This is a genomic window from Methylobacterium sp. Leaf89 (assembly GCF_001422215.1).
Taxonomy (GTDB): domain Bacteria; phylum Pseudomonadota; class Alphaproteobacteria; order Rhizobiales; family Beijerinckiaceae; genus Methylobacterium.
Genome location: NZ_LMML01000019.1, coordinates 1 through 2,991, shown reverse-complemented (window position 1 = coordinate 2,991; position 2,991 = coordinate 1). Strand labels below are relative to the sequence as shown.

Below are 2,991 nucleotides of genomic sequence, written 5' to 3'. Positions count from 1 at the left end.
GCTTCATGGGCGTCCTCTGTCTTGCCGCGGCCCTCGATTGGCTCAAGCGATGACAGACCCTAGTCTTTGGATGCGGCGCTCCAATGCGCTTCGACCACTCATCGGCCCTGCTGGGCCTCAAGGTGAGCTACTCGCAGAGCAAGCTCGCCATCTTGCATCGCCCCAGCATGGAAATCGATGAGGCCTGAAAGTTCCTTTGCTTCCTGAAAGGTGATCTTGCCAACTACTGCAGCCTGCAGAATGACGAAGCTTGCCTTCGGAAGATCCTCTGTCTTGGTGATCTCCAGCAGGGCAAATCCCGCGGTTCGCATCCGTCGTGCCGAAAGCTCATCCAAACAGTGACGCATCATTATCGGATCGCCGGCTAGTGCCATCGCGACTGCTTTATGTCACAACGCGCCCTCAGCGGCCTGAAGCATTTCGTCTCCTAAATTCGTCGGGTATGTAGGCCGTAGATCGCTTTGACCTAAATGAGTTGTCGGCCTGCGACGCCTTGCTGTTGATGTAGCATTCACTGTCGGCACTTCTGCCGCCACTCGCACCATGCGTGGCATAAAGTTCCCGGGAAAGTTGACTGCGCGGTTGATCTAATAGATGCTGGATCCTTCGCAGGAAAAGACTAGAGTCCAGACCGGACTTGACGTTGGAAACTCGTACACTTGCAACCTCATGCAAACCCGGTGTAAAGACAAGAACGAAATAGCAACATTCTCGGATTTTTTCTGAAAGAGCAGTGCCGCAGATCAGCAGCGGCGACCCGGGGAGCCCTCGATCCGATCTGTTATCTCTTTAAATAGATCCGAGGCTCAGCAGTTCTCCACCACCTATGCGGCTACTATGTAGCGCACACACACCATCGCCAGCCGATTCAAAGCAATCGCTCCGGTCATTGAGGTGAGGTAGGGCGTGTTCAGAAGGGCCGTCATCATCGAATTCGGCTGTGCAGCCACCGCGCAGCCGAGAGGTGAATGCGGCTCCTGCGCTCGTCTATTCGTCTTCGCCAACTCACCGCCTCCAGGCGCCGCCGAGGTCCCCGTTCCGACTTCCGAACCAGCCGGCATTCTGCCGCAGAACGGTTGGATCGCGGGACGAAACGCCTGACACAGAAGCGATAGCGTATCTTGCTATCGCTTCTGTTGACGTTCCAGATTGTCGGATACCGCTCGGTTGGGGCGCGCCATCGATCACGTCCAGAGGTACGTGTTTCAGGCGAACAGCAGCGCGTCGTGGCCTTTGCCTGAAATTAGGTCAAGGTTCGTGATCCCAACGAGCTGGAACATTTCGCTCACCCCACCATGGGCGGCATCCGCTGTGATGGTGTAGATGTCAGAGCCGGCCTCATGGCTCAGCGTGGCGCCAGTACCGAAGCCGTAGAACTCGAGGTGGTCGCCTACCTCCGGGCTGCCCTTCGTGAAGTCCAGCACCTTGTCACCGTTGGTCTCACCTTTGCGGAACACGAAGGTGTCGGCCCCGCCTCCGCCGGTGAGCACGTCGCGGCCGCCGCTGCCATCGAGCACGTTGGCGCCGGCATTGCCGATTAGGACGTTCGCCTGGTAGTTGCCCGTCCCGTTGATGTCGGCGGTGCCCGTCAGCGTCAGGTTCTCTAGGTTGCCCTGCAGCTTGAACGTCACCGAGGCCAGGACCGTATCGGTGCCTTCCCCGGCCAGTTCGATCACCCGCTCAGTCGAGCCGTCGACGATGTAGGTGTCGTTGCCCGTTCCACCGTAGAGCGTGTCGGTGCCGGTGCCACCGTCGAGAACGTCGTTGCCAGCACCCCCGTAGAGGGTGTCGTTGCCGGCTCCGCCCGAGAGGTGGTTGTCGCCAGCGTTGCCGATCAGCACGTTGGCCAGGGCGTTGCCGGTGCCATCGATGGACGAGGACCCAATGAGTGTCAGGTTCTCCACCCCGCTGCCGAGCGCATAGGAAATCAACGCCTCGACCGTGTCGGTGCCGCCACCCGAGTACTCCAGCACCACGTCGCCAGCATTGTCGACGACGTAAATGTCGTTGCCGGTCCCGCCGGACATCATGTCGGCGCCGAGTCCGCCGTCGACGCGGTCGTTACCGGCGCCACCGAAGAGCTGGTTGTTGCCCGCGTTGCCGATGAGGACGTTGTCGAGGCTGTTGCCGGTGCCCTTGAGATCGGCTGTGCCGGTCAGGGTCAAGTTCTCAAGGTTGGCCCCGAGATCGTAGCCGATCGACGACAGCACGGCGTCGATGCCCTCACCCGCCGCCTCGACGACCACGTCGCCGCGCGCATTGACAACATAAGTGTCGTTGCCGGTGCCGCCGACCATCGTGTCGTTGCCAACGCCGCCATCGAGGTAGTCATTGCCGCCTCCGCCAAACAGCTGATCGTCGCCGGCGCCGCCCGACAGGTTGTTGGCGACGTCATTGCCGGTGAGGATGTTAGACAGCGTGTTGCCGGTGCCGTTGATGGTATCCGTGCCGGTGAGCGTCAGGTGTTCGACGTTGACGCCGAGCGCGTAGGAGATCGAGGCGAGGACGGTGTCGGTACCCTGGTTGGAATACTCGATTACGGTGTCGCCGGTACTATCCACCACGAAGGTGTCGTTACCGCTCCCGCCGTACATCTTGTCGGCTCCGGCATTGCCATTCAGCGTGTCGCTGCTGAGCCCACCCACTAGGGTGTCGTTCTTGAGGCCAGTGGTGAGGCTGTTTCCGGCATCGGAGGCGTAGACGATAGCCGCCTGCGAGCTGCCATCAGCGAAGAGTAACTTATTGCTGAGATCAAGCGTACCAGCATCACTGAGAGCCAGTGTAATTGGAGAGTTTGCGGAGCCGTCGCTCTCGTGGGCTACAATCCGATCGTAATTTTGAAATTCTGCGACGGTCTTCGCGATTTTCTCGCCCATGGTTTCAAGCACAACAGCGGGCGGGACTGGGAGGTTACCCTTGGTGTAGCTACCTGAGGCGTCGGTGACGATCTCAACCGACCCGGTGAAGATCTGGTCACGTTGGGCTGCCGTG

At 59.9% G+C, this 2,991-nt stretch carries 2 protein-coding genes; both read right to left on the bottom strand.

The window, feature by feature from the left end; genetic code table 11:
- Positions 1–98: 98 nt before the first annotated feature.
- Positions 99–374: a hypothetical protein gene (locus tag ASF18_RS23580; protein ID WP_156649720.1), complete on the bottom strand. Its 276-nt coding sequence runs from the start codon at positions 372–374 to the stop codon at positions 99–101.
- Between the two features lie 831 nt (positions 375–1,205).
- Positions 1,206–2,991: calcium-binding protein (locus tag ASF18_RS08045; RefSeq protein WP_162239166.1), on the bottom strand; the 1,786-nt coding region annotated here is incomplete at its 5' end.

Coding starts and splice junctions, on each gene's coding strand:
- ASF18_RS23580 (WP_156649720.1), bottom strand. CDS start 374: ATGGCACTAGCCGGCGATCCGATAATGATGCGTCACTGTTTGGATGAG.